Below are 23,577 nucleotides of genomic sequence, written 5' to 3'. Positions count from 1 at the left end.
CTCACCGGGCGGCCCCGGTCAGGCGGTCCAGGACGAAGCCGCGCAGCCCGTCGAGGTCGGTGTCCATCGCCACCTCGATCGGACGGCCGGGGGAGAACTGCGGATCGTCTTCACCGAGCCGCCGCCGGTCGATCAGCGTCTGGCCGCGGGCCGGGCCCAGCCCGCAGTCGACGTCCACGCGGTAGGTCTCGCTGTGCAGGATCCCCGGCGAGATCGCCTCCGCGACCGCGACCGCGTCGTGCATGACCATCCGGTCTTCGCCGAACACGCGCGTGTAGTGCTGCCGGTAGGTGGAGGTCAGCCCTTCGAGGGTCTGGCCGACCGGGCCCGACGCCGCGAGCTTCGCCAGCCACTCGGCGTCGACCGCGCACCGGTGCGTGAGGTCCAGCGGCACCAGCACCACCGGGACGTCCTCTTCGACCAGCACCCGGCGGGCCGACTCGGGGTCGCTCCAGATGTTGAACTCGGCGGCGGCGGTGCTGTTGCCGAACGTCACACCGCCGCCCATGATCACCAGCCGCGCGATCTTCGCCGCCGCGCCCGGGTGGGCCGCGAGCAGCGCGGCGATGTTCGTCAGCGGCCCGATCGGCGCGATGGTCACTGGCTCGTCGGCCGCTTCGAGCAGGTCGAGCATCAGCCTGACGGCGTCACGCTCGTCAAGGGGACGGCTCGCCTCCGGCAGTGTGTAGGAGTGGCCCGAGAGGCCGTCGCCGCCGTGGACCTCCTTGGCGTCGCGCGGCTTGGAGTACACCAGCGGCCGCGCCGCCCCGGCGGCCACCGGGACGTCCGCGCGGCCGAACAGCTCCAGCAGCCGTCGCGCGTTCGAGGTCGTGCGGTCGATCGGGACGTTGCCGAACACCGACGTCACGCCGAGCAGGTCGACGTCCGGGGAGAGCGCGGCCAGCGCGATCGCCAGCGCGTCGTCGACGCCCGGGTCGGTGTCGATGATCAGCTTCGTGCCCATCCAGCTCCCCTTGCCCGTGAACCCGTCCCGCACACAGGTTACGGTCACCGGCATGACGTCGATGTGGGGTGCGCCCGCTCTTTCGCGGGTGCGGGCCTGGCGGCAGGCGCGCCGCGATCCGCGACAGGCGAAGTTCCTGACCGCCGACTCACTGCGCTGGGTGCTGCGCAACCGCGCGTACACGCCCTGGTACCTGGTCCGGTACTACCGGCTCCTGAAGTTCCGGCTCGCCAACCCGCACATCATCCTGCGCGGGATGCTCTTCCTCGGGAAGAACGTCGAGGTCCACTGCCGTCCCGGCTACGGGCGCCTGGAGATCGGCCGCTGGGTCCACATCGGCGACGGCAACGCGATCCGCTGCCACGAGGGTTCGCTGCGGATCGGCGACAAGTCCGTGTTCGGCCGCCAGAACGTGATCAACTGCTACCTCGACATCGAGCTCGGCGCGGCCACGCTGGTCGCCGACTGGGTGTACATCTGTGACTTCGACCACGTCATTTCGGACATCCACGTCCCGATCAAGGACCAGGGCATCGTCAAGTCGCCGGTCCGGATCGGCCCGGACACGTGGCTCGGCACAAAGGTCAGCGTGCTGAAGGGCACCCGCATCGGCCGCGGCTGCGTGCTGGGCGCCCACGCGGTGGTCCGCGGCGATCTCCCGGACTACTCGATCGCGGTCGGCGCGCCGGCCCGCGTGGTCCGTAACCGCGAAGACGACTACGCGGCCGACGCCGCGCGACGCGAGGCCGTCGCGGACATGGCGCGGAAGGCGAACAAGGCGCTGCAGAAGACCCTCGGCGAGCAGTAGGGCCGGGCCATACTGGCCGGGTGGGGGAACTTCGTACTGTTTGGACCTCGGTGGTCCTGGCGTTGTGTGCCGTCGGCCTGCTGATCGTCGTCCCGCTCCTGGTGCTGCAGGGGATCCTGGCGAGCGTCCCGGTGTTCGGCGAGCCCGGCGACCCGGGCGACGTGTTCGTCTGGGCCGCGGCGCTCGGCGCGGGCCTCCCGCTCGTGGGCGTGGTCGTTTCGGCGACAACGCGGCGCCGCGGGTGGACGTGGTTCTTCGGGATCTGCCTCGCGGTGGCCGCCGCGATCGCGGCCCTGAACTGGGTGGACGACGTCCGGCCCGCCCCGGTCGCCCCTGGACCACGCCACTGCGTCGAGCACAGCGGCGGCGGCAACGAGTGCCCGGGAGGCTGACGAGGTCCGCCTTGCCCGTGCGGCAGGAGCTACTCCTCGAAGGTCATCTCCGGCGGCGGCCGCCGGAAGCCGCGGGTGATCGCCGCCAGCACGACGATCCCGATCGCCAGCCAGACCAGGCCGAAGACCAGCGCGATCCCGTCCAGGTTGACCAGTAGCCACAAATCGACCACGGCCCCGATCAGCGGCGCGACCACCCAGGTCAGCACGCGTTTCCCGGTCCGGTCCCGCAGCCACGTCGCGAGCACGCTGACGTTGACGAACGTGAACGCGGTGAACGCCCCGAAGTTGATGAACGACGTCGACGTGCTGACGTCCAGCGTCAGCGCCACCAGCCCGACGGCCCCGGTCAGCACGATGCCGAACACCGGCGTCGCGAACTTCGGCTGAAGCTTGCCGAAAACCCGCGGCAGCACACCGTCGCGGCCCATGGCGAACATCAGCCGCGACGCGCTCGCCTGCGCCGCGATCCCCGACGCGAACTGCGCGACGACCAGGCCGGCGAGGAAGAACGACGCGAACAGGTTCCCGCCGATCGTCGTCGCGATTTCGAACGCGGCGGACGACTCGTCGGTGAACGAGCTGCCGGGGTGGGCGAGCTGGGTGAAGTAGGCGAGGACGACGAAGATGCCACCGCCGATCAACGCGGTCAGCAGGATGGCGCGGGGGATCGTCCGGCGTGGCTCGGTCGTCTCCTCGGTCAACGTCGTCACGGCGTCGAAGCCGAGGAAGGAGTACGTCGCGAGCGCGGCGCCGCCGGAGATCGTGCCCAGCGTGCTGCCGGGGTGGAAGAACGGCTGAGTGCTCGCCAGCGAGCCGCCGACGTGCAGCACCTGTTTGACCGAAAGAACGACGAAGAACCCGATCACCAGGATCTGGAACGCCATCAGCACGAAGTTCGCCTTCTCGGCGATCTTGATGCCGAGCACGTTGAGGACCGTCGTCAGCGCGATGAAAGTGATCAACCAGATCCAATTGGGCACGCCGGGGAACTCGGCCGACAGGTAGGCGCCCCCGATCAGCCAGATCACCATCGGCAGGAAGAAGTAGTCGAGCAGCACGGCCCAGCCGACGAGGAACCCGGCGCGCGCGTCGACCGATTTCCGGACATAGGTATAGGCCGAGCCGGCGACGGGGTGGGTGGCGGCCATCTTCCCGTAGCTCGCCGCGGTGAAGAGCATCGCGACCAGGGCGAGGAGGTACGCCGACGGCACGGTGCCCTCGGTCGTCGTCGCGACGATGCCGAAGGTGCCGAGCACGATCAGCGGCGCCATGTAGGCGAGCCCGAACAGGACGACGCCGGGCAGCCCGAGCCGGCGCTGCAGGGTCGCCGGGGACGCGGCCGTGGAGGTCATCGGTCGTCTCCTTCTTGTGGACGCCAGCGGTCCGGGTCGATCCGGCCCTGGTAAAGCGGCAGGCTCAGGGGTGCGTCGGCGGGGGTGAACTGCTCCCACATCCGGTTGGTGCCCGCGGTGCCGTCCCGGCGAACGCGCGCCACCTCGTCGAGGTCGATCGTGTGGGCGAGGACGCCGTGGTCGTTTCCCGGCAACGCGCCGATGACGTCCCCCTCGGGCCCGACGAGCAGGCTGTCACCCATCCCGAGCGGCCCGGCCGTGTTCACGCTGGCGACGAAGACCTGGTTGACGATGGCGTTCGCCCGGGCCAGGACGAGCTCCTGCGCGCGGTCGGGCGTCGTGGTCTGGACGGGGTTGAGCACCAGTTCGGCGCCCATCCAGGCGAGGTGCCGGGTCACCTCGGGGAACCAGGCGTCGTAGCAGATCGAGAACCCGACGCGGCCGGCGTCGGCCAGATCCGCGACGACGAAGCGGTCACCCGGGTCGTACGGCTCGTGCGGCCGCCATGGGAAGACCTTCCGGTACCAGCCGGCCAGCTCGCCGGCCGGGGAAAAGACCAGGGCGGTGTTGAACAGCTCGCCGTTGTCGCCTTTTTCGCAAACGGTGCCGGGCGCGAGCCAGATCCCCAGGTCGCCGGCCAGTTCGCCGAGCTCCTTCGTGCGCGGTCCACGCAGCGGCTCGGCGGCGGCGCGGAGCTGCTTCGTGCGCTCGTCGCCTTCGCCGTCGACGCCGCAGAGGTGCAGCTCGGGGAAGGCGGCCAGGCGCGTGTCCGGAAAACGGCGAAGGACGGCTTCGACCTCGCCCGTGAACCCGTCGTCTCCGGCAGATCGGGGCGGCGCTTGCACCAAGGCGATCGGCAGTGGTCGCGGCATGGACGAAAAATAGTCCATCTTGAGCACTTAAACAAGAGTGCTCAAGATGAGCAGTTTGTGCGGTACGGTCGGTTCATGGGCACGGCAGACCTGAGCGCCCCGGCGCTGACCGGCATCCGGCGGCTGTCCGCGCTGGACACCGTCCGCGCCCGCATCGCGCTGGCCGTCGAGCTCAGCCTGCTGAAGCCGGGGGAGCGGCTGCCGTCGAACGCCGAGATCGCCCGGGCCCTCGGCGTCGCGGAGATCACCGTCCGGCGGGCCCTCGAGTCCCTGGCCGACGACGGCCTGATCGAACGCCGCCGAGGCCGAGGCGGCGGCACGCTCGTGGCCGAAAATCCGCCGACGGAGCAAGTCCGCGAGGTCGGCGCCTACCGCGAATCGGCGCCGGAGGTCCGCGAACTGATCGACCACCGCCTGGTGCTGGAAGTGGGCCTGGTCCAATTTGTGGCAAAACGGCCGCCGGACCTCGCGCGCCTGCGGACGCTGGTCGCCCGGATGGACACGGCGGCGGGCTGGGCGGAGTTCCACGAGCTCGACGCGGACTTCCACCGGACCGTCGCCGCCCCCGGGCCGGGCGCGGCCGTCTCGCAGTACGAAGTGGTGCTGGCCGAGCTGTACCGCTTCTACCTGCCGTACCCGATGGAGAAGCTGCGGGAGTCGAACCGCGACCACGGCCGCCTGGTGAAGGCTCTGGCCGCCGGCGACCCGGACGCGGCGGCGCGCGTGACCCGGAAGCATGTGCGCGGCCTGCACCAGACGATGTTCATGGGCTTGGGCTGAGCCTCAGGGCCCGTGGTCCGAAATCCGACGACGGCTCCCGATGGCCGTTCGGCGGTGACCATCGGCTGATCGGCCGATCTCCGCCCTTCCTGCGCGCGGCAGCCTGGGCCCATGTCGATCACCCGGTTCGCCGTCCCGCTGCTCACCGCGGCGGCGCTGCTGCCCGCCGTCCCCGCGGCCGCCGCCGCGGACGAGCTCTCCTGGCAACTCTGCTCCGCCGTCGCGAAGGGCTGGGACTCCGGGGACACCCGCACCGAATGCACGCTGGTCCCGGTCCCGCTCGACTACGCCGATCCCGGTGGTCCGAAAATCGACATCGCTGTCAGCCGCATCCGGGCGACGGGCGACCGGACCGGCGTAGTGCTGCTCAATCCCGGCGGCCCCGGCCAGTCCGGCCTCGACATGCCGCGTTCCCTCAGTGACAGCCATGCGGGCGGCATCGGTGTCCACCACGACCTCATCGGCTTCGACCCGCGCGGCGTCGGCTACAGCGCAGACCTGCCGTGTTCGGTCGACGTCCAGGAACCGGACCCGGGCGTGCCCGACAAGGAGAAGGCCCGCGAAGCCGCGGAGCGCGCCGCCGAGGCGAACCGCAAGTGCGTCGACGCGCACCCGGCCTTCGTCCGGAACCTGACCACGCCGACCATCGCCCGCGACCTGGATCGCATCCGCGAGGCTCTCGGCGAAAACAAGATCAGCTACTACGGCGTCTCCTGGGGCACCGCGCTCGGCGCGCAGTACCGGACGCTTTTCGACGCCCACGTAGACAAGATGCTGCTCGACTCCGTCATGCCGCCGGACCTGAACGTCACGGCGATGGACGACGGCCAGGCGACCGCGGGCGAGAACACCTTCCACGACTTCGCGTCGTGGATCGTCCGCTACGACGCTGTCTACCGTTTCGGGACCACGGAGCCCGTCGTCGCGAAAGCCCTGCTCGACCTGCGCGCCGAGCTCACCGCGCACCCGCGGGGCGAGCTCGACGGCGCGACCGTGAACGGCATGCTCGCCAACCCGCGCCGCGAGTGGGCCGGCCTGGCCCGGCAGCTCGCCGACATCCGTGACGGCGCAACAACTTCACCTGATCGTGTGACGCCGAGCGGCGGCCTCGGCTGGGACGGTGAGGCGCACGCGTTCAACCACTTCCAGCAGACGGCCCTCCTCTGCAACGAGTCGCCGAGCCCGCGCGACTTCGAGACCGTCTGGCAGCACCGTCTCGATCGCATGCAGCGTCTGCCGGTCGCCGGTGGTTACGGCCTCTACGAACAGCTCTGCGTCGGCTGGCCGCTGGCCGCCCGGCCGTGGTCGTTCGAAAAAGGGACAAGCCCGTTGCAGCTGGTCGGCCACGCCTTCGAGCCGGTCACGCCGATCGGCTGGGCGCTCGCGATGCGGCAACGGGTCGGCGGCGCGCTGATGACGATCGAGGACGACGTCCACGGTTCGCTGTCGTCGTTGCCCTGCGCCGACGCCGCTGTCACCTTTTTCGACACGGGCAAGACGACAACGTCGTCGTGCGCGGGTGCGCCGGTCCCGGCGCCCTGACTCAGCGGGCGCGCAGCTGGTCCCGGACCTCCATCAACGCGAAGCCGAGCAGGTTCAGCCCGCGCCAGTAGTCCGGCTTGGTCGCGTTCTTCTCTTCGCGCGCGAGGCCCGTGCCCCAGATCAGGTCCTTCTTCGACGCCTCGACGAGCACGGTGTCCGCGGTCCCCAGCAGGAACCGCCGCAGGTCGCGGTGGGCGCGAAACTTGCCCAGGTTGCCGTCGACGACGATGTCGAACCGGTGCCGCTCCCAGACCTCGGCGTCGTAGCCGGCGACTTCGCGGCCGAGCACCTTCGCCGTCTTCGGGTCCGGAGCGGCGAGAATCGCCGAAGCCTTCTCGTGGTCGCCGAACAGCTCGGCCTTGCCGGCCATCATGTAGTGCTCGGCGGTCGGGTAGACAACGCCGTCGACCTCGAACGGGTCGACCCACCACTGGCTCAGGCAGCTCGCTGTCACCCGTCCGGACTTCGAGGGCGTGTGCCCGTAGAACAGCAGGTACTCGGGCTCCGCACCCTCGTGGACCTTTTCGCGCAACGCCTCGACACTGCGGATTCCGTCGACCTTCACCATCCGCCTAGTCCACCACAACCGTCAGAGCAGGAAGTGGAACAGGGGGCTGCCGGGCTCGATCCGCTCCACCTGCAGCGGGCTCGCGTCCATCCGGGCCAGCAGCCCGGGAAGGTCGGATGATCGGGCGATCTCCACGCCGACCAGCGCCGGGCCCATCTCGCGGTTGGTGCGCTTGACGTACTCGAAGCGCGTGATGTCGTCCTCGGGCCCGAGCACCTGCTCCAGGAACCGCCGCAGCGCGCCCGGCTCCTGCGGGAACCCGACGAGGAAGTAGTGCTTCAGCCCTTCGTGCATCAACGAGCGTTCGAGGATCTCGCTGTAGCGGCTGACGTCGTTGTTGCCCCCGGAGACCAGCACGACGACGGTCTGGCCCGGCTCGACCCGCACGACCGTCCCGAGCGCGGCCGCGGCGAGCGCGCCCGCGGGTTCGGCGATGATGCCGTCGGACTGGTACATCGCCAGCATCTCGGTGCACACCGCGCCCTCGGCGACCGACGTCAGTTCGGCTCCGCTCTCGCGGATCAGCGGGTAGGTGACGCCGCCGGCCTCGCGCACCGCGGCGCCGTCGACGAACGAGTCGAGCTCGGGCAGCCGCACCGGCTGCCCGGCCGAAAGTGCCGCCGCCATGCAGGCCGCGCCGGCCGGTTCGACGCCGACGATCCGGACCTCGGGGTGCCGTTCACGCAGCCAGCTGCCGACGCCGGCGAGCAGCCCGCCGCCCCCGACCGGCACGACCACGACGTCCGGGACGAAGCCGAGCTGCGCGATGACCTCCAGGGCGACTGTGCCCTGGCCGGCGACGGTGCGGACGTCGTCGAAGGCCGGCACGAGCGTCGCCCCGGTGCGCTGGGCGTCCTCGTTGGCCGCGGCGAAGGCGTCTTCGTAGGTTTCGCCGACAACGATGACCTCGATGTGCGCGCCGCCGAGTGTCGCGATGCGTTCGCGCTTCTGCCGCGGCGTGGTCCCCGGGACGTACACGCGGCCGTTCGCGCCCAGCCGCCGGCACGCGTACGCGACACCCTGGGCGTGGTTGCCCGCGCTGGCGCAGACGACGCCGAGCGCGCGCACGTCTTCGTCGAGCTGGACGATGAAGTTGTAGGCGCCGCGGATCTTGTACGACCGGACGGTCTGCAGGTCTTCGCGCTTCACCCAGACCTGGGCGTCCACCCGGGACGACAGCCGCGCGCTCGGCTCCAGCGGCGTCCGGGTCACCACCCCGGCCAGCCGCTCGGCGGCCTTCTCGATCGTCGCCGCGGTCACCGTGTCGATGTCGTGCACCCGGTTGAATCTACGACTCGCGCGTCCCGGGCAACCTGCCGGGCCTCCGGGCCCATCAAAGTGGTGACGAAGAGGATGGGGGACGCCGATGGACGCCGGTTTCACGGACTTCGTGACGGCACGCGCCGGCTGGCTCCGCAAGATCGCGTACCTGCTGTGCGGGGACTGGCACCGGGCGGACGACCTGGTCCAGTCGGCGATCACGCGGCTGTACACGAACTGGGCGCGGGCCGCCCGGACGGACAACCTCGACGGGTACGCCCGCCGGACGCTGGTCAACACGTTCCTCGCCGAGCAGCGGACGTCGTGGTGGCGGCGGGTGGATTTGCGCGAAATCGACCACGACCCGCCGCCCAGAGTCGGCTCGGACGTCGAACTGGCCCTCGACCTGCGTGCGGCCCTGGAACGGCTGCCGGCGCGGCAGCGCGCCACCATCGTCCTGCGCTACTTCTGCGACCTGCCGGTCGCGGACACCGCGCGGGCGCTGGGGTGCTCCGAAGGCACCGTCAAGAGCCAGACCTCGAAGGCCGTGGACACGCTTCGCGAGCTGCTCGGCGAGCCCATCGGCATCACGGAGGGACCAGCATGACCGACTACGAGCTGACCACGATGCTGAAGGACCTGGCCGACACGCCCGCGCCGCCGTTGTCGATCGACGTCGACCGCGCCCGCCGCACCGGGGCACGTATTCGTCGTCGCCGGACAACCGCGCTGGTGGTGGGCTGCGCCGCGGCGGTGGCCGCCGGCGGCCTGACGGCCGTGACGGCGTTCCGGCCCACTCCGCCGGCCGCACCTGCGTCCGCGCCGGTGGCCGTGGCGCCCGGGCCCGTCACGTCGCCGCCGCCCGACAACCCGCTGGTGACGAAGGCGAGCTTCGGCTGGCTGCCGGAGCAGATCACCGGCGTCGAGTACGGCGCCGGCGGACACGGCGACTACGCCCTGGCCATCGGCCTCGGCGAACTGTCGCCGATGATCTGGGTCTCGGTCTCCGACCGCGAGCCCCCCACCCCGCGCGACCTGGGCGGCGAGCCGAAGCAGATCCCGCAGCGGATCGGCGGCCACGAGGGCTACTGGCTCACGACGGACGCGAACGACCCCCTCAACCACGGCGATGCCTACCTGCGCTGGCCCACGCCGGACGGCCGGTGGGCGCAGCTGCACGCGTACTATCTCGCCGTGCCCGACCTGCAGCAGGTGCTGACGCGCGTGGCCGACGATGTGACGTTCGCGAACAAGCCGGTGCCGCTGCCGCTGCACATCTCCAGCCTGCCGCCATCGTTCCACCTGGCCGACGCGGGACTGTGGCGCCGCCCGGACACCGACGGCGTCCCCTGGCGGGCGGTGCTGCAGTATTCGGTCAACGGCGCCCTCGCGTCGATCACCGTCTCGCTCCCGGGCGGCCACGCGGACGGCCTCGGCAAGCCAGTGTGCACCGAGAAGAACGGGCTGCAGGCCTGCGTCGCGATCGACCAGCCGAAGGCCGCCGGTCTCGACGCGCAGGAGCTGCTGAGCCGGATCACGCTGATGGGGCCCGACGAGGTGACGTGGACTCCGCACGTCATCGGATGATGGGATGATCAGCCCTTCGGTACCGCCGGGTAGGGGACGAAGGTGCTGGTGTTCTCGTCCACGGTGAGCTGCTTGCCGATCGTGGGGAACGCGCGCTGTGAGCACGCCGGACGTTCGCAGACTTTGCAGCCCATTCCGATCGGCGTCGCCGCGGCGGGCTCGTCGAGATCGAGACCGGTCGAATAGACGAGCCGCCCGGCGTGCCGCAGCTCGCAACCGAGGCCCACGGTGAACGTCTTGCCCGGGCTGCCGTAGCCGCCGATGTTGCGGGAGACGGTGCGGGCGATCCAGAAATAGCTCTTGCCGTCGGGCAGCGTCGCGATCTGCGTCAGGATCTTGCCCGGCTGGGTGAACGCCTCGTAGATGTTCCAGAGTGGACAGGCGCCCCCGACCCGGGAGAAGTGGAAGCCGGCCGCCGACTGCCGCTTCGACATGTTCCCCGCCCGGTCCACGCGCACGAAGGAGAACGGCACGCCGCGTGCCTTGGGACGCTGCAAAGTGGACAGCCGGTGGCACACCGTCTCGAAGCCGACGCCGTAGTGGTCGCACAGCCGCTCGATGTCGTAGCGGAACCGCTCCGCCGCGGCCAAGAACGGTCCATAGGGGAGGATCAGTGCCCCGGCAAAGTAGTTCGCAAGGCCGACGCGGGCGAGCGACCGCGCCGCGGGGCCGGAGAACGCCCACGAGTCGGCCAGCTCGGTGATCAGGTCGTCGTACTCGACGAGGGCGATCTGCGAAGCCATCCGGAACGCCTGCTGCCCGACGCGCAGACTCGGGGCCAGTCGCAGCGTCCGGGTGTGCGGCTCGTAGCGATGCTGCTGACCTGCGGATTCGTCGATGCCGTCGCTGGTCACGTCGATGCCGTAGCGCTGGGACAGGCAGTCCTTCAGCGCGCCGAGCACCTGGCCGCGCTGGAGCGGGATGTCGGCCGCCATCTTCTCGGCGCGTTCGTCGAGCTCGGCGACGTAGTTCTCGCGCTCGTAGAAGAAGTCGCGGACCTCCTCGTGCGGTAGCGCCGAGGCCGCGCTGCCGTGCAGGCCCAAGCCGTTTTCGGTGGTCAGCGCGGCGGTGTTCTCGACGGCGTGGCGGTAGCTGCGGTGCAGCTTGACCAGGGCCTGGGCGATCGCCGGCAAATTCGTCGCCAGCTCGTTGAGCTCGCTCGTCGTCACGTCGACGCCGAGGGACTCGTCGAGCAGCGCCTCCTTGACGTCGGCGACCAGCCGGGACGTGTCGTTGTTGGCGAAGAACTCGGTGTCCACGCCGAATGCCTGCGTGATCCGCAGCAGCACCGGGACGGTCAGCGGGCGCGAGTTGTGCTCGATCTGGTTGAGGTAGCTGGGTGAGATCTCCAGCACACGGGCCAGGTCGGTCTGGCTCATCGCCCGGCTTTCGCGAAGGTGTCGCAACCGCGCGCCGGCGAAAGTCTTCTCCATTCTCGCCCTCCTTTCGGGAAGGTTTCCGGTCCTGAACGGTTACGTGAACGGTCAAGAACGCGGATTTTCGGGCCGGTTGCGAACTGGCGATTCGCAACCTTTGCAAAGAGCGTACGTACCCTTCGCACAAATTGGCAAATTGGACAGCTGGACCGGATTTTCCCTGCCGTGCAAGGGTCGGATCAGGCAAGGCGAGCAATCGCAAACTTCGCAACACCGGGAGAGTCCGATGACGGAACAGGCCAAGCAGGCGGCCGCGGAGCTGGCGGCGCAGTGGGCGAGCGACCCCCGCTGGGCGGGCGTGCAGCGCTCCTACTCGGCTGAGGACGTCGTCAAGCTGCGCGGCAGCGTCGTCGAGGAGCACACCCTGGCCCGCCGCGGCGCGGAGAAGCTGTGGGACCTCCTGCACACCGAGGACTACGTCCACGCGCTCGGCGCCCTGACCGGCAACCAGGCCGTCCAGCAGGTCCGCGCGGGCCTGCAGGCGATCTACCTGTCCGGCTGGCAGGTCGCGGCCGACGCCAACCTGTCCGGCCAGACCTACCCGGACCAGAGCCTCTACCCGGCCAACTCGGTGCCGGCCGTGGTCCGCCGCATCAACAACGCGCTGGGCCGCGCCGACCAGATCAACTGGGCCGAGGGCAACACCGAAATCGACTGGTACGCGCCGATCGTCGCCGACGCCGAGGCCGGCTTCGGTGGTCCGCTCAACGCGTTCGAGCTGATGAAGGGCATGATCGCGGCCGGCGCCGCGGGTGTGCACTGGGAGGACCAGCTCGCGTCCGAGAAGAAGTGCGGCCACCTCGGCGGCAAGGTCCTCATCCCGACCAAGCAGCACGAGCGCACGCTGAACGCCGCCCGCCTGGCCGCGGACGTGCTGAACGTGCCGTCGCTGATCGTCGCCCGCACCGACGCGCAGGCCGCGACGCTGCTGACCAGCGACGTCGACGAGCGTGACCAGCAGTTCCTCACCGGCGGCCGCACCGCCGAGGGCTTCTACGAGGTCACCAACGGCATCGACCCGTGCATCGAGCGCGGCCTGGCCTACGCCCAGTACGCCGACCTGCTCTGGATGGAGACCTCGGAGCCGGACCTCGAGGTGGCGCGCAAGTACGCCGAGGCCATCAAGGCGAAGTTCCCGGACCAGATGCTGGCCTACAACTGCTCGCCGTCGTTCAACTGGAAGAAGCACCTGGACGACGCGACGATCGCGAAGTTCCAGCGCGAGCTCGGCCACATGGGCTACAAGTTCCAGTTCATCACGCTGGCCGGCTTCCACGCGCTGAACTACTCGATGTTCGACCTGGCGCACGGTTACGCCCGCGAGGGCATGACCGCCTACGTCGACCTGCAGGAGCGCGAGTTCGCTTCGGAGAGCCGCGGCTACACCGCCACCAAGCACCAGCGCGAGGTCGGCACCGGCTACTTCGACAACGTCGCGACGGCGCTGAACCCGGAGAGCTCCACCACCGCGCTCAAGGGCTCCACCGAAGAAGCCCAGTTCCACTGATCCCGGCCGCGGCCTGACGGCGCCCCCCTCGCCGTCGGGCCGCGTCCCTCCCCTTCTTTCCTTCCCTGCCCACAGCTCGCGGAGGCATCCCATGGTCGATCGACTGAACTACCGCATCGAGGTCACCGGGCCGGTCGAGGGCCGGTTCGCCGAAATCCTCACCCCGGCGGCACTCGACTTCCTGGCCAAGCTGGACAACACGTTCGCCGGCCGCCGGCGCGAGCTGCTCGACGCCCGCCGCGTGCGGCGCGAGGAACTGCAGTCCGGCGAGAAGCCGCTCGGCTTCCTCCCGGAGACCCGCCGGATCCGCGACGACGAGTCCTGGAACGTCGCGCCGACCGCGCCGGGCCTGGAAGACCGCCGCGTCGAGATCACCGGCCCGACCGACCGCAAGATGACGGTCAACGCGCTGAACTCCGGCGCCAAGGTGTGGCTGGCGGACTTCGAAGACGCGACGTCGCCGACGTGGCACAACGTCATCGACGGCCAGCTCAACCTCTTCGACGCGATCCGCCGCAACATCGACTTCACCACCGAGGCCGGCAAGCAGTACACGATCGGGGACGACCCGGCGACGATCGTCGCGCGGCCCCGCGGCTGGCACCTGGTGGAGAAGCACATCCGCATCGACGGCCGTCCGGTGTCGGCGAGCCTGGTCGATTTCGGGCTGTTCTTCTTCCACAACGCCCGCCAGCTGCTCGCCCGCGGCGTCGGCCCGTACTTCTACCTGCCGAAGCTCGAGAACCACCTCGAAGCGCGGCTGTGGAACGACGTCTTCCTGTTGGCGCAGCGCGAGCTCGGCATCCCGCGTGGCACGATCCGCGCCACGGTGCTGATCGAGACGATCACCGCCGCGTTCGAGATGGACGAGATCCTCTACGAGCTGCGCGAGCACGCCGCGGGCCTCAACGCGGGTCGCTGGGACTACATCTTCAGCATGATCAAGAACTTCGCCGCGCACGGCGCCGACTTCGTGCTGCCGGACCGCGCGCAGGTCACCATGACGGTGCCGTTCATGCGGGCCTACACCGAACTGCTGGTGAGCACCTGCCACAAGCGTGGCGCGCACGCCATCGGCGGCATGGCCGCGTTCATCCCGAGCAAGGACCCGGAGATCAACGCGACCGCGGTCGAGAAGGTCCGCGCGGACAAGGAACGCGAGGCCGGCGACGGTTTCGACGGCTCCTGGGTCGCGCACCCCGGCCTGGTCCCGATCTGCCGTGAGGTCTTCGACGGCGTCCTCGGCGGCTGGCCGAACCAGCTGGGCAAGCTGCGCGAGGACGTCCAGGTCACCGCCGAGGACCTGCTCGACGTCGCGAGCGCCGGCGGCGAGGTCACCGAGGCGGGCGTGCGCGCGAACATCAACGTCGCGCTGCGCTACGTCGACGCGTGGCTGCGCGGCACGGGCGCGGCGGCGATCCACAACCTGATGGAGGATGCGGCGACCGCGGAGATCGCGCGGTGCCAGGTCTGGCAGTGGATCCGCAACGGCACGAAGCTCGAGGACGGCACCGCGCTGACCCGCGAGCTGGCGGTCGAGTACCTCGACGACGAGCTGGCCTCGGTGCGCGCCGAACTGGGCACGGGCAACCGTCTCGACGACGCGTACGCGATCTTCACCGAAACCGCGCTGGGCGAGAAGCTGCCGAGCTTCCTCACCACCGGCGCCTACGCGCGGTATCTCACGGACGCCCGGTAGCAGGGCCCCGGTCACCCCTACCTGACGAGGGGTGACCGGATATCCACACTGGTTGGGATGGTGTGGTCCGGAACTGGTCCGGTGGCGGCGGCTCCCCGCCACCGGACCAGTTTCCTGCGTATGTTTCCCGGATGAGCATCGATTTCCCGGGAGAGTCGCCCGAGTACCGCGCCGCGCGTGACCGGCTTCTGGAACGCGAAGCCGGGCTGCGTCGCGAGATGGAAGCCGTCGCCGCGCAACGTCGGGAGCTCCCGCCCGGCGGTCTGGTGCCCGAGGACTACGTCTTCGAGGGCGACGACGGATCGGTCCGGTTGTCGGACCTTTTTTCGCCGGGGAACGACACCCTGGTCGTCTACCACTACATGTTCCCGCGCGACCCCGGCGACGACCGGCCCGGTCCGGTGTCAGGGGAGAGCGCGCAGCTGCCGCTCGGACAGGGGCCGTGCCCGTCCTGCACGGCCTTGCTCGACCAGCTGGACGGCATGGTGGAGCACGCCGCGCCGCACGTCGACTTCGCCGTTGTCGCGCGAGCGCCCATCGGGCACCTGCTGACGTTCGCCGCCGAACGCGGCTGGCGACGGCTGCGGCTCGTGTCGTGCGCGGGCACCACGTTCAGCCGGGACTACCGGGCCGAGACCGCCGCGGGCGACCCGCGGCCGATGCTCAACGTCTTCCGCCGCGGCGACGACGGTATCCGGCACTTCTGGGGTTCGGAGCTGCTCTACGCGCCGGCCGAGCCGGGACAGGACCCGCGTCACGTCGGGACGCTCGAGCCCGTGTGGAACCTGTTCGACCTCACGCCGCGCGGCCGTGGTCCGGATTGGGACGAACAGCTCGCGTACGACGCGCTACCGCCGAGCTGCCACTAGGACCTTCGCCGCTTCGCGCGCTGTGTCGGCTTCGCCCGGGTCGCCGGTGATCGCGGCGAGGACGGTCGCGCCCTCCATCAGCGAGAACAGCTGGTCGGCGGTGCCTTGGTCGGAAACGAGACCACGCAGGTAGGCCCGGACCTCGTCCTTGTGCTTGCGGATCGCGGCGGCGATCCCCGGCGCGGGATCGCCGAACTCGCCGAACGAGTTGACGAACGCGCAACCCCGGAAGCCCGGCTCGGCGAACCAGTTCTTCAGCCAGCGGAACACGGCGATCGGGTCGTCGCCGCGGGCGTGGACAAAATCGCGCAACGACTCCCGCCAGCGTTCGTCGCGACGCAGGAGGTAGGCCTCGACCAGGTCGGTCTTCGCGGGAAAGCACTGGTAGAGCCGCTTGAGCGAGACGCCCGAGCGCGCGCGGACGGCGTCCATCCCGACCGCCTGCACGCCGTGGACGTAGAAGAGGTCTTCGGCGGCTTCCAGCAGCCGGTCGGTCGCCTCCGTGGGATTCATGTCACCTGCCTCTGGTGTGGAGAATGCTCGTTCTCTAGTCTAGCGGGACCGCTGGAGAACGGACGTTCTCCACGTCCGGAAGGAGCCGCCATGACCCCGCGCCCGCCGTTCCCGCCGTTCGACGAGGACACCGCCCGCCAGAAGGTCCAGGCCGCCGAAGACGCGTGGAACACCCGCGACCCGGAGCGGGTCTCACTGGCTTACACGGAGGATTCGGTCTGGCGGAACCGCGACCAGCACGTCGTCGGGCGCGCGCGGATCGTCGAGTTTTTGACCACGAAGTGGGAGCGCGAGCTGAACTACGCGCTGCGCAAGGAGCTGTGGGGTTTTCGCGGCAACCGCATCGCCGTCCGGTTCCAGTACGAGTCCCGCAACGCCGGCGGTCAGTGGTTCCGCAGCTACGGCAACGAGCTGTGGGAGTTCAGCGACGAAGGCCTGATGCGCCGCCGTGAAGCGAGCATCAACGACGTCCCGATCGCGGAGGCGGACCGCCGCATCTTCGGCCCGCGCCCGGAGTCCGAAAACGGCCTGCTGCTGCCGGTCTTCTGAGTCCGCCCTCAGCGGAACCACGTCCGGGCCGGCCTGGCCGTCGGCATGCTCGGGACCATGACGGCACCGGCGTTCGGCGGCGAAGTGAGCGAGTACTACCAGCGGTTCCGCCGCGGCTACCCGCCCGAGGTGGCGGACGCGCTGGCCGCGGCGTTCGCCGTGACGCGCGAGGACGTCGTCCTCGACCTCGGCTGCGGCACCGGCCAGCTCACCCGGGTCCTCGCGCCGCGGGCCGGGGCCGTGCTCGGCATGGACCCGGAGCCCGCGATGCTGGCCCAGGCACGCCTCGCCACGGCCGAGCCGAACGTCAGCTGGCTGCTCGGCGCGGATTCCGACGTCGGCGCGCTGTTGTCGCTTTTCGGCCCACGCCGGTTCGTGGCCGTGACGGTCGCGCAGGCGTTGCACTGGATGGACCACGAGCGGCTGTTCACCGACGTGCGCCCGCTGCTGCGGCCCGGCGGCGGTGTCGCGGTGGTGACCAACGGCGAGCCGCTGTGGCTCCAGGACAGCGCTTGGTCGGAGGCGCTGCGCGAGGTCGTTTCCGACCATCTCGGCACTCCGCTGCACCGGACCTGCGGCACCGACGAAGCGAGCCAGGAGCGCTACGCGGCCGCGTTGTCGGCGGCCGGATACGCCGTCGACCTGCGGGTTGTCGACTATGCGACCACGCTGACCGTCGAAGAGATCGTCGGTGGCGTTTTTTCGGCGATGAGCCCGGACCAGCTGCCCGCCCCGGCCGCGAGGCCGGCGTTCACCGAGCGCGTCCGGGCGGCGGTGACCCCGCACGGACCGCTCCGGGAACACGTCGTGGTGCGGATCCTGACCGGCACCCTGTGAGCGGACGAACCGGTCACGGAAGGCGAATACGTACTGGTCCCTACTGTTCCGCTTATTGTTTCCCCAGGGGTGCGGGACGGATGCTCGCTGCGAAGCAGCACCCTCCCGAGGAGTCCCCATGACCAGCAAGTTGAGAGCGGTCGTCGCCGCCGTCTTCGTCGTTTTTTCGTTCTCGTTCGGTGCCGTCGTGACCACGACCGCGCCCACTGTGGCCCGGCCCGACTGTGTCCGGCCCTGCCGCTTCTGAGCCGCGCGCTACCTACAGTTCCGGGATCCCGGCCGCGACCGGCTCGAATGCGTTGCCGGTGGCGATCTTCGGCCGCGGCAGTTCGACCGGTTCGCCCGCCTTCGCCCGCCGGTAAACTGCGGCGGTCGCCTCGGCGATCCGGCCCCAGTCGAAGTCCGCGGCCAGCCGGGACTTCGCCGCTCGCGCCCGTTTCTTCGCGGCCTCGGCGTCGCCGAGCACTGTCGTCACGGCGTCGGCCAGCGCGCTGACGTCGCCAGGGCTGAACGCGAGCCCGGTCTCGCCGTGCACTACGACCTCGCCGAGTCCACCGGCGGTCGACGCCACGAGCGGCGCCTTCGCGGCCGCGGCCTCCAGCGCGACGATCCCGAACGGCTCGTACCGGCTAGGCAGTACGACGGCGTCGGCCGCGGCCAGCGCCGCACGCAGGTCGCGGTCGGACAGGTGCCCGACGAAGTCGACCGCGCGCCGCACCCGCAGCTTCCGAGACTGCTCGACGAGCTCGTCGAAGTGTCGTCCTTTTCCGGCGACGACGACACGCGTGCCGGGGTGCCGGCGCCGGATGCGGGGGAGCGCGGCCAGGAGGTCCTGGACGCCCTTCTCCCACTCGAGTCGTCCGAAATAGAGCAACAGCGGCGCCCCGGCCGGGCTGTAGACCTCGCGGGCCCGGGCGATCTCGGCGGCCGGCACCTGCCACCCGCGTTCCTCGATGCCGTTGTGGATCACCGTGACGTCGGCGGCTTCGACCTCGAAGAGGTGCGCGACCTCGCGGCGCATGGCCTGTGAGCAGGTGATCAGCGCGTCGGCGCGGTTGGCCAGCCACCACTCGACCGAGTGAACTTGCTGGTTCAGCGGATGCGACAGCCAGCCGGAGTGCCGGCCGGCCTCGGTCGCGTGGATCGTGCCGACCAGCGGCACCCGCGCGGCCTCGGCGATCGCGATGGCCGGGTGCGCGACGAGCCAGTCGTGCGCGTGCACGACGTCCGGCTGCCAGCTGCGCAGCAGGTCCTGCGCGGCGCGGATCATGGCGTGTCCCATGGCCAGCGTCCAGGCGACGAGGTCACGCTCGAAGGTGACGTGCATCGGGTCTTCGGCGACCCGGATGATCCGCACACCCTCGACGACCCGGTCGGTGCGCGGGTGGGTCCCGGCGTCGGTGCCCGCGGCGTGCCGGCAGAGGACGACGACCTCGTGGCCTTGTCGCGAAAGGTGACAAGCGAGCGCGTGCACGTGCCTGGCCAGGCCACCGATGGCCACTGGCGGGTACTCCCAGGACAGCATCAGCACACGCATGCGCAGAGGTTACTCGCGAGTCAAGACGGGTCTGGACGAGCCCGTGCGGGCCGCCCGGATGCGTGTGACGCCGGTCACTGGCGCGCGTGAGGATCTCTGCGACGATCGACGACGATGACTTCTCCCGAGGACACCGGTTGGCGCCGGCTCGACCCGCCGTTGCCGACCCCGTGGACCGCCGAGGCCGGCCCGGCGAACGCGCTGCCCGAGTACCCGCGGCCCCAGCTAACGCGGCCGCGTTGGCTGAACCTCAACGGCGTCTGGGAGTACGCGGGCTGGCCGTCGTCGCCGGATGAACCACGGCCGTCCGGCTACGCCGAGCGGATCCTCGTGCCGTTCCCACCGGAGTCGGCGTTGTCCGGAATCGGACGACGCGACGAGGTCCTCTGGTACCGCCGCCTGGTCGACATCCCGGACGACTGGCGCGGCGATTGTGTCCTCCTGCACTTCGGCGCGGTCGACCAGACGGGGAAGGTGTGGGTCAACAACCAGCTCGTCGCGACACACGAAGGCGGCTACACGTCCTTCAGCGCGGACATCACCGACGTCCTCCGTGCGACGGGTCCCCAGGAGTTGACGGTCCGAGCCGAGGACCGGACCGACATCGAGCCCTTCCCGGTGGGCAAGCAGCGCAACGCGCCTGGCGGGATCTGGTACACGGCGTCGTCCGGAATCTGGCAAACGGTGTGGCTCGAGCCGGTGCCCGCCGCTCGCGTCTCGGGGCTCGAGCTGACTCCGGACCTGACCGGAGTGACGGTGTTCCCGCAGGTCACCGGCGGCGCGGAGGTCGTGGTCGTCATTTCGGCAAACGACGCCGAAGTGGCTCGCGGGTCGGGCGCGGCGGGAACGTCGGTGCGTGTGGACGTTCCCGAGCCACGCCACTGGACGCCCAATGACCCACACCTCTACACGCTGCGCGTCCAGCTCCTCGACGGCCACGGCGCGGTGCTCGACGAGGTCGGCAGCTACACCGGCCTGCGGACGATCGGCCTGGTCCCCGACGACCACGGCCGCCCGCGGATCGCGCTCAACGGCCGGGTCACCTTCCTGCACGGCCCGCTCGACCAGGGCTACTGGCCGGACGGCATCTCGACGGCCCCCACTGACGACGCGCTGCGCTTCGACCTGGAAAAGACGAAGGAACTGGGCTTCAACTTCGTCCGCAAACACGTCAAGGTCGAGCCGGCCCGCTGGTACTTCTGGGCCGACACGCTGGGCTTGGTCGTCTGGCAGGACATGCCGTCGCTCACCGCGTCGTTCGACGGCCCGCCCGGCATCGCGCCCGACCCGGTCCCGCGGGCGCAGGAGCGGTTCGAAGCTGAACTGATCGAAATGATCACTCAACTGCGGGCGGTCCCGTCGATCGTCGGCTGGGTGCCGTTCAACGAGGGCTGGGGCGAGTACGACACGGCTCGTGTCGCGAAACTGGTCAAAGCCCTCGATCCCACTCGCCTGGTGATCGCGAACAGCGGCGTCAACTGCTGTTTCTCCCGCCCCGACACAGGCGCGGGAGACGTCTACGACGACCACACGTACGTCGGCCCCGGCTCGCCCTCGGTCTCCGACGGCCGGGCAGTGGTCGACGGCGAGTACGGCGGCCTCGGCTTGGTCCTGGACGACCACCGCTGGCCAGGCCCGCCGAACGCGTACGAAATGACGCCGACGCCGGAGCGGCTCACCGAGCGCTACGCGGAGGTGAGCGGTGCTCTGAAGCGAGTAGTGAGGGAACGTGGCCTGTCCGGCGCGGTCTACACCCAGACGACCGACGTCGAGAACGAGGTCAACGGTCTGCTCACGTACGACCGGCGCGTGGTCAAGGTGGACACCGCGGTGGTCGCGAAGTGCGTGCGCGAGGTGATCGAGGCGGGTTCGTCCTGAAGGTGACGCCGTGGCTGATCTTCGGCGACGGCGAGGGGCACGCGCTCTGACGGTGTTGTCGATTCAGCGACAACGGCCCCGTTGACCGAAGCCGTGGTCAGCTTTCGGCTACGGCCCTGACCAGGCTTTCCCGCCCGTGGTCGAGCGCCGACAACAGCGCGCCGCGCAGCGCCGCCGAGTCCGTCACCTCTCCGGCTTCGACCCGGACCGGACCGGGGGCCGTCGCGCGGACCGTTTGCCGGATTTCGGCGACGAGCCCCGGCCGGCTTCCCGCGGGGCCGCCCAGCAGCACCAGGTCCGGGTCGACCATCGTGCAGATCGCGGCCACGGCCCGGCCGAGTGTCGCGCCCAGCAGCCGTTGTCGTTTCGCGGCAACAGCGTCCCCAGCCGCGGCGGCGTCCAGCGTGGTCACCATCGCGACGACGTCCAGCGAGGGCGCGTCCGACCGGCCGAACCCCTGGTCGGCGAGGGTCGAGGCGAGCGTTGAGCCCGAGCTGTCGAGGTACCCGATCTCGCCCGCCAGGCCGTGCGTCCCGCGCACGAGCTGGTCACCGACGTACAAGCTGACGCCGAGTCCGGCGCCGACGTAGACGTACGCGAAGCTCCTCGCCTCCCGCGCGCCGCCTTCCCGCCGTTCGGCCAGCGCGGAGAAGTTGACGTCGTTGTCGAGCAATACGTCATGCCCGATTTCCCCGGCCCGGAGCGCGCCCTCGGGAAACGGTGACCCCGGCAGCGCGACGACCTGGTGCGTGACCGGGTCGACGGGGTTGGCGACCGAGATCGCGGTCGCCCGCACCGGCCCCGGTCCGGTGGCGCTCGCCGCGACGACGGCCTCCCGGACCGCGGTGGTCATCGGCCTGCCGTCCGGTGGGCGCTGGTCGGTGGCCAGGACGGTTCCGGTCAGGTCGGTCGTCACGGTGCGGATGCCCTGCTGGTTCACCTCCGCGGCGACGACCCGGCCGGCGTCGGCGGTCAGCTCGTAGAAGGTGGCGATCCGGCCGCGGCGGCCGGTCTGGTCGGTGCCGGTCGCCTGCAGTGCACCCGCGGTCTCCAGCCGCCGGACGGACTCGGAGATCGTCGGCTTCGAGATCCCGGTCGTCGCGGCGAGCTCGGCGCGCGTCGTCCGTTTTTGGACGAAGACCTGGTCGAGCACCGCGCGGTCGGTCATGGCCCGCAGCATCGCCAGGCGCGGAAGCGGCCGGTCGGGGTCGGACATCGCACCTCTTGTGGCGGGGAACGGACAGGGGTTACCGTAGCCGGGACATTCTAGTAAGGAGTCCTAACCAAAACGCGGAGGGCACCGATGACCACCACAGAACTGCCCGCGAACATGTCCGAGGCCATCTCGCGGACCAAGCGAGAGTTGCGCGCTCGCATCGGCGACGTCGCCGGCGCGTTCGCCGAAGTCCGGGAGTGGATGCTGCGGGAGGTGGACGCCGTCGCCGCTGACCAGGGCGCTTTCCCCGTGGTCCGGTTTCGCGACATCGCCGAGGGAACCGTGCCCCAGCAGACGCTCGATGCCATCCGCCGTCGCGGCTGTGCCGTCGTCAAGGGCACCTTCGCGCGCGAAACGGCCGAAGCCTGGGACAACGACCTCGCCGCCTACCTCGCGGACAACAACTTCGCCGGCACCTACCAGGGCCCGGCCGACGACGTCTTCGCCGGCCTCGCTTCCGGCCAGCCGCAGATCTACCCGGTCTACTGGTCGAAGCCGCAGATCCAGGCTCGCCAGCACGACCACATGGTCGCCGTCCGGCGGTTCCTCAACTCCTTCTGGCGGCACGAGTCCGAGGGGCGTGTCTGGTTCGACCCCGATCGCGACACGGCCTACCCGGACCGCATCCGCCGGCGCGCTCCCGGCTCGGCGTCGCTCGGCCTGTCCGCCCACACCGACTCCGGATCGGTCGAACGCTGGCTGCTGCCCGCCTATCAACAGGTCTTCCGGCACGTCTTCGCCGGCAACTGGGGCGCCTACGACCCGTGGGACGGCGCCCACCGCACCGAGGTCGACGAGTACCCGTCGACGGTGATGTGCTCGGCCTTCCGCACCTTCCAGGGCTGGACGGCGTTGTCGGAAATGCGACAAGGCGACGGCGTCCTGCACGTGGTCCCGATCCCGTCGGCGATCGCGTACGTCATGCTTCGCGCCCTCCAAGACGACATCCCCGAAGACGACCTGTGCGGCGCGGCCAACGGCCAGGCGCTGCCCGTCGACGACAAGTACCACGCCGACCTGCTGCCGGCGCTGACCTCGATTCCCGACGTCGAGCCCGGCGACACGGTGTGGTGGCACGGCGATGTCGTCCACGCGGTCGCGGACGGCACCAATCCGGACCGCTGGGGAAACGTCATGTATATCCCGGCGAGCCCGCACTGCGCGAAGAACGCCGCCTACGCCGAAAAATGCGGGCGCGCATTCCTGGCCGGTGCCAGCCCGGGCGATTTTGCGCCCGAAGACTACGAAGTGAACTGGACTGGCAGGGCGACCGTCGACGACCTCAACGCCGTCGGGCGCGAGCAGCTCGGCCTGTGAACGGCGCCGGGGGGGGGGGGGGGGGGGGGGGGGGGGGGGGGGGGGGGGGGGGGGAGGGGGGGGAGGGGGGGGGGACCAGCGCGCGACAAGC

Annotated in this window: 23 protein-coding genes; 14 read left to right on the top strand and 9 right to left on the bottom strand. The window is 70.4% G+C overall.

Annotated features, from left to right (window positions below; translation table 11 throughout):
• Position 1 precedes the first annotated feature (1 nt).
• A complete protein-coding gene (locus ACZ63E_RS45020) occupies positions 2 to 964 on the bottom strand; it encodes a nucleoside hydrolase (RefSeq protein ID WP_465342451.1) in 963 nt (320 codons plus the stop codon).
• A gap of 52 nt (positions 965 to 1,016) precedes the next feature.
• On the opposite strand from ACZ63E_RS45020, the gene ACZ63E_RS45015 reads away from it, so the two are divergent.
• Together ACZ63E_RS45015 and ACZ63E_RS45010 are read left to right on the top strand one after the other, a co-directional pair.
• Positions 1,017 to 1,772 (top strand): acyltransferase, encoded by a 756-nt coding sequence (locus ACZ63E_RS45015; RefSeq protein ID WP_465342450.1) that lies wholly within the window; start codon positions 1,017 to 1,019, stop codon positions 1,770 to 1,772.
• 20 nt (positions 1,773 to 1,792) lie between these two features.
• Positions 1,793 to 2,164: a hypothetical protein gene (locus ACZ63E_RS45010; protein WP_465342449.1), complete on the top strand. Its 372-nt coding sequence runs from the start codon at positions 1,793 to 1,795 to the stop codon at positions 2,162 to 2,164.
• Positions 2,165 to 2,193: 29 nt separating this feature from the next.
• Here the strand turns inward: ACZ63E_RS45010 and ACZ63E_RS45005 are convergent, their stop codons facing one another.
• Together ACZ63E_RS45005 and ACZ63E_RS45000 are read right to left on the bottom strand one after the other, a co-directional pair.
• Positions 2,194 to 3,519 carry an APC family permease gene (locus tag ACZ63E_RS45005; protein ID WP_465342447.1) on the bottom strand — a complete coding sequence of 442 codons (1,326 nt, stop codon included), beginning with the start codon at positions 3,517 to 3,519 and terminating at the stop codon, positions 2,194 to 2,196.
• Positions 3,516 to 4,391 carry a carbon-nitrogen hydrolase family protein gene (locus tag ACZ63E_RS45000; RefSeq protein WP_465342446.1) on the bottom strand — a complete coding sequence of 292 codons (876 nt, stop codon included), beginning with the start codon at positions 4,389 to 4,391 and terminating at the stop codon, positions 3,516 to 3,518. The genes ACZ63E_RS45005 and ACZ63E_RS45000 overlap by 4 nt, the downstream gene beginning before the upstream one ends.
• A gap of 75 nt (positions 4,392 to 4,466) precedes the next feature.
• Here ACZ63E_RS45000 and ACZ63E_RS44995 point away from each other — a divergent pair, with 75 nt between their 5' ends.
• Positions 4,467 to 5,171 (top strand): FadR/GntR family transcriptional regulator, encoded by a 705-nt coding sequence (locus ACZ63E_RS44995; protein ID WP_465342445.1) that lies wholly within the window; start codon positions 4,467 to 4,469, stop codon positions 5,169 to 5,171.
• Positions 5,172 to 5,282: 111 nt separating this feature from the next.
• Complete coding sequence (locus ACZ63E_RS44990) at positions 5,283 to 6,713, top strand: alpha/beta fold hydrolase (protein WP_465342444.1); 1,431 nt, start codon at positions 5,283 to 5,285, stop codon at positions 6,711 to 6,713.
• Between the two features lies 1 nt (position 6,714).
• On the opposite strand, the gene ACZ63E_RS44985 is transcribed toward ACZ63E_RS44990, so the two are convergent.
• Both ACZ63E_RS44985 and ilvA read right to left on the bottom strand, forming a co-directional pair.
• Positions 6,715 to 7,281, bottom strand: coding sequence for an NADAR family protein (locus tag ACZ63E_RS44985; protein ID WP_465342443.1), 567 nt, complete (start codon positions 7,279 to 7,281; stop codon positions 6,715 to 6,717).
• A gap of 21 nt (positions 7,282 to 7,302) precedes the next feature.
• A complete protein-coding gene (ilvA, locus tag ACZ63E_RS44980) occupies positions 7,303 to 8,559 on the bottom strand; it encodes a threonine ammonia-lyase IlvA (RefSeq protein ID WP_465342442.1) in 1,257 nt (418 codons plus the stop codon).
• An 88-nt stretch (positions 8,560 to 8,647) separates the two neighbouring features.
• Here ilvA and ACZ63E_RS44975 point away from each other — a divergent pair, with 88 nt between their 5' ends.
• Together ACZ63E_RS44975 and ACZ63E_RS44970 are read left to right on the top strand one after the other, a co-directional pair.
• Entirely contained in the window at positions 8,648 to 9,148 is a 501-nt protein-coding gene (locus ACZ63E_RS44975; protein ID WP_465342441.1) for a SigE family RNA polymerase sigma factor, read from the top strand.
• Positions 9,145 to 10,128 carry a hypothetical protein gene (locus ACZ63E_RS44970; protein WP_465342440.1) on the top strand — a complete coding sequence of 328 codons (984 nt, stop codon included), beginning with the start codon at positions 9,145 to 9,147 and terminating at the stop codon, positions 10,126 to 10,128. Before ACZ63E_RS44975 ends, ACZ63E_RS44970 begins: the two co-directional genes overlap by 4 nt.
• An 8-nt stretch (positions 10,129 to 10,136) precedes the next feature.
• On the opposite strand, the gene ACZ63E_RS44965 is transcribed toward ACZ63E_RS44970, so the two are convergent.
• Entirely contained in the window at positions 10,137 to 11,561 is a 1,425-nt protein-coding gene (locus ACZ63E_RS44965; RefSeq protein ID WP_465342439.1) for a short-chain fatty acyl-CoA regulator family protein, read from the bottom strand.
• Positions 11,562 to 11,790: 229 nt separating this feature from the next.
• On the opposite strand from ACZ63E_RS44965, the gene aceA reads away from it, so the two are divergent.
• The 3 genes from aceA to ACZ63E_RS44950 all read left to right on the top strand — a co-directional run bounded on the left by aceA (position 11,791) and on the right by ACZ63E_RS44950 (position 15,639).
• Positions 11,791 to 13,071, top strand: coding sequence for an isocitrate lyase (gene aceA / locus ACZ63E_RS44960; RefSeq protein ID WP_465342438.1), 1,281 nt, complete (start codon positions 11,791 to 11,793; stop codon positions 13,069 to 13,071).
• 91 nt (positions 13,072 to 13,162) lie between these two features.
• On the top strand, positions 13,163 to 14,770 hold the full coding sequence (gene aceB / locus ACZ63E_RS44955; protein WP_465342437.1) for a malate synthase A: 1,608 nt from the start codon (positions 13,163 to 13,165) through the stop codon (positions 14,768 to 14,770).
• Between the two features lie 131 nt (positions 14,771 to 14,901).
• Positions 14,902 to 15,639 carry a DUF899 family protein gene (locus ACZ63E_RS44950; protein WP_465342436.1) on the top strand — a complete coding sequence of 246 codons (738 nt, stop codon included), beginning with the start codon at positions 14,902 to 14,904 and terminating at the stop codon, positions 15,637 to 15,639.
• On the opposite strand, the gene ACZ63E_RS44945 is transcribed toward ACZ63E_RS44950, so the two are convergent.
• Positions 15,619 to 16,152 carry a TetR/AcrR family transcriptional regulator gene (locus ACZ63E_RS44945; protein WP_465342435.1) on the bottom strand — a complete coding sequence of 178 codons (534 nt, stop codon included), beginning with the start codon at positions 16,150 to 16,152 and terminating at the stop codon, positions 15,619 to 15,621. The two genes, ACZ63E_RS44950 and ACZ63E_RS44945, sit on opposite strands and share 21 nt — an antisense overlap.
• A 90-nt stretch (positions 16,153 to 16,242) precedes the next feature.
• On the opposite strand from ACZ63E_RS44945, the gene ACZ63E_RS44940 reads away from it, so the two are divergent.
• The 3 genes from ACZ63E_RS44940 to ACZ63E_RS44930 all read left to right on the top strand — a co-directional run bounded on the left by ACZ63E_RS44940 (position 16,243) and on the right by ACZ63E_RS44930 (position 17,785).
• Complete coding sequence (locus tag ACZ63E_RS44940) at positions 16,243 to 16,701, top strand: nuclear transport factor 2 family protein (protein ID WP_465342434.1); 459 nt, start codon at positions 16,243 to 16,245, stop codon at positions 16,699 to 16,701.
• A 57-nt stretch (positions 16,702 to 16,758) separates the two neighbouring features.
• The gene (locus tag ACZ63E_RS44935) at positions 16,759 to 17,538 is read left to right on the top strand and encodes a class I SAM-dependent methyltransferase (protein WP_465342433.1); all 780 of its coding nucleotides are present in this window, start codon (positions 16,759 to 16,761) and stop codon (positions 17,536 to 17,538) included.
• 118 nt (positions 17,539 to 17,656) lie between these two features.
• Entirely contained in the window at positions 17,657 to 17,785 is a 129-nt protein-coding gene (locus tag ACZ63E_RS44930) for a hypothetical protein (RefSeq protein WP_465342431.1), read from the top strand.
• A 12-nt stretch (positions 17,786 to 17,797) separates the two neighbouring features.
• Here ACZ63E_RS44930 and ACZ63E_RS44925 read toward each other — a convergent pair whose 3' ends face one another.
• Positions 17,798 to 19,075, bottom strand: a complete 1,278-nt coding sequence (locus ACZ63E_RS44925; protein ID WP_465342430.1) for a glycosyltransferase family 4 protein — start codon at positions 19,073 to 19,075, stop codon at positions 17,798 to 17,800.
• Between the two features lie 114 nt (positions 19,076 to 19,189).
• Here ACZ63E_RS44925 and ACZ63E_RS44920 point away from each other — a divergent pair, with 114 nt between their 5' ends.
• A complete protein-coding gene (locus ACZ63E_RS44920; RefSeq protein ID WP_465342429.1) occupies positions 19,190 to 20,953 on the top strand; it encodes a glycoside hydrolase family 2 protein in 1,764 nt (587 codons plus the stop codon).
• Between the two features lie 97 nt (positions 20,954 to 21,050).
• Here the strand turns inward: ACZ63E_RS44920 and ACZ63E_RS44915 are convergent, their stop codons facing one another.
• Positions 21,051 to 22,169: an ROK family transcriptional regulator gene (locus ACZ63E_RS44915; RefSeq protein WP_465342428.1), complete on the bottom strand. Its 1,119-nt coding sequence runs from the start codon at positions 22,167 to 22,169 to the stop codon at positions 21,051 to 21,053.
• Between the two features lie 87 nt (positions 22,170 to 22,256).
• On the opposite strand from ACZ63E_RS44915, the gene ACZ63E_RS44910 reads away from it, so the two are divergent.
• A complete protein-coding gene (locus tag ACZ63E_RS44910; RefSeq protein WP_465342427.1) occupies positions 22,257 to 23,486 on the top strand; it encodes a YbiU family protein in 1,230 nt (409 codons plus the stop codon).
• The last annotated feature ends 91 nt before the right edge of the window (positions 23,487 to 23,577 follow it).

The sequence above is a fragment of the Amycolatopsis sp. NPDC104819 genome, assembly GCF_055583145.1.
The sequence above is the reverse complement of the archived record's forward strand: the minus strand, read 5'-3'. Positions and strand labels throughout refer to the sequence as shown.